A 6364-nucleotide genomic window follows, 5' to 3' on the forward strand; every position below is an offset into this window, starting at 1 on the left:
AAGAACAGCCTGAGCAACAGAAGAAGAACTACCATAAGCTATTTTTGATGAAGTTATATAATAAAAATAAGGCCCCATTTCAGAAGTTACTTTATTCTGTTCAACAATAGTCGCCCCCTGAGACACATCACTACCAACAAGAGCTATAAATGGCGAGCTTTCAGAAGGAAGAAAATCAGCTACATAATCGATACCATTTACAGTAACAATATATTTTCCATTACCATCAGGTTTTCCAGAAGTAGCAACAACATAATCATCTCCAGAAAAATAATTTGCACTAATAGTTCCTGAAGTATAACCAACGCCAGCCCAAGTAAGAGCACCTCCTGCCCCTCTATAAAAAGAGCTGGACGATATAGAAGACGCCTTTTTCATAATAGATGAAGTTACAGAGCGACGGGTATTATTTACAAGAGTCAAATATACTGCATCGTTAGCAGCACTTTGCATAGCACGATTAACAACAACTCGACTAACAACAGTAGACAGAACAGAACGGGCAGCAAGCAAAGGTAAAAAAGCATATGAATAAAATGGATAAAGGGTAATAAACAAATATAAAAAAATTACTGTTACCCCCGAAAACCTTGAATTACAGCCCAAGCGCATAGCAATCCCCATAAAAATGCAACAATACTCCAGAGATCATATAAACTAATCATAATATAAGGAGGGCTTTCACCCTCCCTTCCCATAAAATCAAGACGATTTGACCATACGTAAAACCCAGCGAACCCCAGCATAAGCAGCATATAAAGCAACAAGAGAAGCTGCTACAGCCATAATAGCAGTAATAACCCCTTGAAAATTAACGCTGTTAGTTAACTGGCTCAAATCAACTGAAGTAGAAGACGACGGGGACTCAGCAAAAACAGCAGAAGAAGAAAGAAGCAAAACAGGTAACAATAATTTAGATTTCATAAAATCTCCCTAAGCATTTTTTACAAGTCTAATGACTTGAGCAATGGATAAACTAAATAGATAAAGAAATACTACAGATGAAAACGCAACACCCCAACTGTTCGCCAAAGAGGAGTAATCAACATCAGCAGAATGTTGCGGGTATGGAATCTCAGAAAAAGTAAGTTTAATTTCTTTGCAATCACCACCTGATTTAGCATCACAAATCGAGCCAAGAATAACATTTTCACGAGATTCCATAACAAATCACTTCTCTTCAATAGGAGTTAAAATAATTCTACCAACACGTAATTTTTGAAAATCGCCAACAAAAATACTGGATGGATGCAACTCATATAAACCAGCCGCATATGGAGCCTGGCCTTGTTCGAGAGGTATTTTAAATAACTGAGGATAATCCCCACCAAGAAAAATATAACCAGACTGCTCAGATATAGTATATGGTTTACCAGTGCTCTTAGAAACACCACTACGAGTATCTGCAACAGCTTGCGAAGGTTTAATTTCAATCTTAATCATAATACACCTAATGTTAAGCTACACGTAAATGAGATGACTTTATATACCAGGAAGGAATAACACAATCCGAAACAGTTATTTCTCTGGTGTGTTTTACAACAACAGGACTAAACTTAGAAATATTACATTTCTGAGCTATATCAATACCAATTTTACGCAAACGAGCGCGGTGAGTCTGAACCTGTTTTTTATTTAAATCAAAAGAATGACCATGCATCCATTGAATAGCGTACATTGCTGTTGTGTTAGCAGAACGCAAAGAGTCAACAACACCCTGAGAGATTAAATGTTCACTAATGGTTTCGAAATCCATAGATGTCACCGAAATCTTTTTATCAATTTCTACAAATTCATCCTGTAAAAGCTTTAAAGACGAATAATCAGAAAGCCCCCAATAACACAAACCTTTACGTTGTAAAAATCTAGACTTTAATTTTTGTTCAAAACGCACAATGCCAGATTCACGACAATAATCAATAACATTCAATAAATACTTGTATTCGGAAGAATCACTACCAAACTTGTTTTTAATTTTGGAGAGGCTATGAAGCTCTAATTCAGAAGCTTTATTATAAACACACGGATAGATAAGGTTTACATTACCTTTCTTAGAAAGCCAATCAACAGATTTACCATTAGAATGCAAACGAGGCAAACTATTACGGTAAGGCTGAGTAGATAATGCAGATATATAATCATCTTCATTTCCCTTACCAACAGATTTGTTAGTAGTAATATGAAGTTCTTTTACTATCGCGCCATCAGATATCAAATGAACACGCTCATTCTCTTTAGTTTGAGAGGGAAAAATTCTAGTGCATTTAGTAAATAATGGTAAACCCAAATCCGAAAGGATTGAGTTAAAAACACAAACACAAGCATCTACGCTTGTTAAGCCAAACAAATTATCAATCCTTCCCCAACGAGAAGGATTGCCAGTCATACGAAGAAGAGATCCACGTATTGAAATACTAACGACATCACAAAATGAGCCTTTGTGCTGAAAAACCGGCTGAGACAAAGAACTAGCCTCACCACTCTGGAGATGAACACGTTGATACGCAACGTCCCCCAAGATGGGAAGCTGATAACCAAAATCTTGCTCAATACTCAACCAATCAAAAAACATAGTGCGCAAATACACAATGAAACATGTACACATCATACGACTAAGTGCACATGTACACAAGTGCATAGACATACATGAGATACAAATGCACTATCATGCACAAACCACAGGTACACAAATCGAGACAAGGCTATGAATGGTAAAAAATATGCATCTTTAAGGGTTCCAGAAGAGAAAAAACTAGCCCTTGAAAAAGCCGCAATTGAAATAAGCTACGCAACAGGAAAACCATACAAATGGACGGATCTAGCTTTCTACACACTTGACAACTACATGAAGGAAGCCGTAAGAGACATCAAAGCAACAAAAAGGTAATTACCGTGGGAAACCACGGTAAAGTTCGGGTGTCACAGAACCCCGAACCGCTTCGCGGCACAACGTTCAACCTAAAGATCACCTATGAAGGCGGAAAAACTATGCTCTTCTGGAGAGAAAATGAGATGGAGAACCGAGACAAAATCCACATTGCAAAAGAAAGAAAAGTTATTGATATAAAAGAAATTTCCGAAGAGATTAGAAAGGAAATCGAGTACCGAGAACTCGAAATTCAAGGCTCAATAACAGAAGATGAATTTCAAGATATTTTATGCACAAAAGCAGAGGCTTGGACGGTAAGAAGAAAAAAAGATGGGATGTTTCTAAAAGAAATCTCAACACAATGGGACAGAAAAACGATTGACGCAGAATGGACAAGCAATCTGAGAGATGCTTTTATTTTCAACAAAGAACATAATGCAATGGTTGTTTCAATCAGCCTAAGCAACAACAAAAGAGAATGTGAGTACATCCCTCTAATCTATCAAATCGACCCACTGTACGTGTGCGAAAGTTCTACAATAACAACAGAATAAATTGATGCGCACAATGGCGTTATGTGTAAAAAGGCCGCTGCCGGATGAAAGTCTAGCAGCGGCCTTTTCAACATAACGCGTACTACATTATGCGCACTAATGTTGTAGAGGCTCAATGCTAATGTCTATTTGTGGCTCATCATCAGGAATGTCCAGGCTATATGTTGACGATGCCACCAGTCGCCTGATGCACCTGCTGTTTGTGAAATCTGAGTCCACATTTGCCTATTTTGAAGCTACACGTGGCTATATCGAGAAATACGGTAAACCGATGATCCTCTACAGCGATAAAGCCAGCGTATTCAGAGTCAATAATAAGCACGCCACCACCGGTCCCGGCGAAACCCAGTTTGCCAGGGCCATGCGCTGCCTTAATATTACTCCTTTATGTGCTGAAACCAGCCAGGCAAAAGGCCGCGTTGAACGTGCTCATTTGACACTTCAGGACCGACTGGTTAAGGAGCTCAGGCTTAAGGGGATCTGTACGATAGAAGCGGCCAACGCATTTGCAGAAGAATACATGGCGGATTATAACCGGCGCTTTGCCAAAGAACCCTTGCATGATTTTAACGCACACCGGCCGCTGGCATTAGACGATGACCTTGATGCAGAATTTACCTGGCGAGAGCCTCGCCGGGTATCAAAAAATCTGACTGTACAATACGATAAAATGCTCTATCTGATTGAGGACAACGAGTACAGTCGAAGAGCCATCGGCAAGTATATTGATGTCTGGCATTACCCTGACGGACATAAGGAGCTGCGACTAAATGGCGTGCTGCTGCCCTACTCCACCTATGACCGGCTTTCTGAGGTTGATCCCGTCGCCATTGTGGATAACAAGAGACTTGGCCATGTGTTGGATGTTGCCCGTCAGATCCAGAGAAAACGGGACAATAATCGCTCACAATCGTTACCTTGTTCTGGTGATGAGCCTTCCCGCAGACGGTACGCCCCTAGTATCAACAAATCCCAGCGCTCACTGAACCAAGATGACCTACTAGAAGCCATGATAAAGCTTCAGGGAAGCTCTGAGGCCATCTTTGGTAAAAGGTGAACTTGGCGGAAACCTCGTACTCACTGACCAACGGAGATGTGTGCGCTATCTTTCGGCTATTGCAATCAAAGCCAGAGAAGATTTCTGAGAAATGCAAATAACTTCAATGATATTATATACAAAGGAAACCGAGGTAAAATTCGGGTGTCACAGACCCCCGAACCGCTCCGCGGCGATTTACTACTCCAGCATCTCACATCCTAAAGGCTAAAGTATGGACTTCTCTGAATATCAGACAGAAATAATTGAAGATATCAAATCATGTCTTGAAGGTTTACAGGTACAGCCAATTCTCTTTATGGGTGCAGGGGTATCTCAACGCTACTTGAAAGCTCCTGATTGGGAAAACCTGTTAAAGTATCTCGCTGAAACTTGCCCATTAATCACTCGCCCGTATGGTTACTACAGTCAAACAAGAAATGACAATAAACCATTGATAGCAAGTGATTTTTCTGAGTCATACGCTGAGTGGGCTTGGGATGTGGGGACATCTCGTTATCCTGAACAGTATTTCAATGGAAAAAGCTCTAAAGATATATATATCAAGCATGAGATTGCAACATTGTTGAATAACCTTTCAGACTCGGTTGATTTTTCAGCAATGGAGTACACTGAAGAAATTGAAAAGTTAAAAAAAGTAAGGCCCCATGCCATTATTACAACAAACTATGACGATCTGCTTGAAAAGATATTTGATAACTACCAACCGATAGTTGGCCATAATGTTGTGACTGTTAACTATACTACATACGGTGAAATCATGAAGATTCACGGCAGTAGTAAAGAACCAGAAAGCATCATTATAACAAATGAAGATTATGTTGAGTTTTATAAGCGTAAAAAGTATATCAGTGCAAAACTTTTAACATATTTCGTCGAGCACCCGTTGTTCTTCATTGGCTATAGTATTAATGATGAGAATATTAAAGCCATCCTGTCTGATATTGATGAGATAATTGCGCCGAATAACGCTTTGATTCCGAATATTTATTTGGTTTCCTTTAGTCCAGAATGTGAAGGTACAGGTTCACACCAGAAAGAGATTTTGATTGGTGTTGGTGAAAATAAAAGCATCCGAATCAAAGTGATCTATGCCAATGATTTCGGTTGGATTTATGATGCCCTATCGTCAAATACGCCAGAAATCAGTGTTAACCCAAAATTAGTCAGGGCGCTATTAGCCAGAACCTATACATTTGCCTCTCAATCTCTTGTAAAACAAGAGCTTCCATATGATTTTGAAATGCTTAAGAACATTGCTGAGCAAGATAACGTGTTAGCGAAACTTTATGGAATTGCAGAGTTAAATAATGGGCAAGCACTTAACGCAAGCTATCCCTACACCATATCTGAACTTGCAAAATTACTTGATATGGGATCTTGGCATTACGTCCATAAAGTATTAGAAAGAATACACAAGGAAACTGGTTTTAATATTAAATCCTCAGATAATAACTATCATGTGCTAGTGAAAACGGGGAAGGAAGGTGTTCATAAATATTCCCCCGCTGCATTCGAGTTAATCAAAAAAATCATTAATGGTCAGAAGTATAAACTCAAACCATAATTGGTTCGCATAATGACGTTATGCTAAAGAGGCCGCTGCGGGAGGGATTTTCGCAGCGGCCTTTTCAACATATGGACATTTCTAATGAGCCAGTGATTAGACATTTTCACTGAGCTTTGACAAATGTTGTCAGCACAAAGCGTTATTGTCGTCTCACCACAATTCAGCTTTCATTTTGCTCAGCACAGGACCGCAATCTTATGTTGGTGACTATGACAGACAGAGAACTTTACCGACTTGGCATCATTCAGCGAGTACCCTTGAATTTAGTAAGCGCTCCGTCTGTAACTGTCAACGACGGATGAAAAGTGATCCAC

8 protein-coding genes and 1 pseudogene are annotated in these 6364 nt (G+C 39.5%); 4 read left to right on the top strand and 5 right to left on the bottom strand.

Annotation, left to right across the window (positions count from 1 at the left end; translation table 11 throughout):
• From EQY_RS26340 to EQY_RS0120465, 5 genes are all read right to left on the bottom strand, one after another.
• The coding region (locus tag EQY_RS26340; protein WP_138984127.1) for a hypothetical protein at positions 1-612 on the bottom strand (612 nt) is incomplete at its 3' end.
• A gap of 90 nt (positions 613-702) precedes the next feature.
• Positions 703-924: a major capsid protein gene (locus tag EQY_RS25110; RefSeq protein WP_071987989.1), complete on the bottom strand. Its 222-nt coding sequence runs from the start codon at positions 922-924 to the stop codon at positions 703-705.
• 9 nt (positions 925-933) lie between these two features.
• Positions 934-1164, bottom strand: coding sequence for a hypothetical protein (locus EQY_RS26345; protein ID WP_134873018.1), 231 nt, complete (start codon positions 1162-1164; stop codon positions 934-936).
• 6 nt (positions 1165-1170) lie between these two features.
• A complete protein-coding gene (locus EQY_RS25115) occupies positions 1171-1443 on the bottom strand; it encodes a single-stranded DNA-binding protein (protein ID WP_000590118.1) in 273 nt (90 codons plus the stop codon).
• Between the two features lie 13 nt (positions 1444-1456).
• Positions 1457-2572: a phage/plasmid replication domain-containing protein gene (locus EQY_RS0120465; protein WP_000464643.1), complete on the bottom strand. Its 1116-nt coding sequence runs from the start codon at positions 2570-2572 to the stop codon at positions 1457-1459.
• 132 nt (positions 2573-2704) lie between these two features.
• On the opposite strand from EQY_RS0120465, the gene EQY_RS0120470 reads away from it, so the two are divergent.
• The 4 genes and pseudogenes from EQY_RS0120470 to EQY_RS0120485 all read left to right on the top strand — a co-directional run bounded on the left by EQY_RS0120470 (position 2705) and on the right by EQY_RS0120485 (position 6047).
• A complete protein-coding gene (locus EQY_RS0120470) occupies positions 2705-2887 on the top strand; it encodes a hypothetical protein (RefSeq protein WP_001013530.1) in 183 nt (60 codons plus the stop codon).
• Between the two features lie 5 nt (positions 2888-2892).
• Positions 2893-3423, top strand: a complete 531-nt coding sequence (locus EQY_RS0120475) for a hypothetical protein (protein ID WP_000526661.1) — start codon at positions 2893-2895, stop codon at positions 3421-3423.
• Positions 3424-3580: 157 nt separating this feature from the next.
• A pseudogene (locus EQY_RS0120480) lies at positions 3581-4480 on the top strand (ISNCY family transposase); the annotation flags it as partial.
• 214 nt (positions 4481-4694) lie between these two features.
• Positions 4695-6047, top strand: a complete 1353-nt coding sequence (locus EQY_RS0120485) for an SIR2 family NAD-dependent protein deacylase (protein WP_000347609.1) — start codon at positions 4695-4697, stop codon at positions 6045-6047.
• Positions 6048-6364: the final 317 nt, after the last annotated feature.

This window comes from Escherichia sp. TW14182, from assembly GCF_000208525.1.
Lineage (GTDB): Bacteria > Pseudomonadota > Gammaproteobacteria > Enterobacterales > Enterobacteriaceae > Escherichia > Escherichia ruysiae.

Excerpts from the sequence above, each read along its gene's own strand:
- EQY_RS25110 (WP_071987989.1), bottom strand. The coding sequence starts at position 924 with ATGAAATCTAAATTATTGTTACCTGTTTTGCTTCTTTCTTCTTCTGCT.
- EQY_RS26345 (WP_134873018.1), bottom strand. The coding sequence starts at position 1,164 with ATGGAATCTCGTGAAAATGTTATTCTTGGCTCGATTTGTGATGCTAAA.
- EQY_RS25115 (WP_000590118.1), bottom strand. The coding sequence starts at position 1,443 with ATGATTAAGATTGAAATTAAACCTTCGCAAGCTGTTGCAGATACTCGT.
- EQY_RS0120465 (WP_000464643.1), bottom strand. The coding sequence starts at position 2,572 with ATGTTTTTTGATTGGTTGAGTATTGAGCAAGATTTTGGTTATCAGCTT.
- EQY_RS0120470 (WP_001013530.1), top strand. The coding sequence starts at position 2,705 with ATGAATGGTAAAAAATATGCATCTTTAAGGGTTCCAGAAGAGAAAAAA.
- EQY_RS0120485 (WP_000347609.1), top strand. The coding sequence starts at position 4,695 with ATGGACTTCTCTGAATATCAGACAGAAATAATTGAAGATATCAAATCA.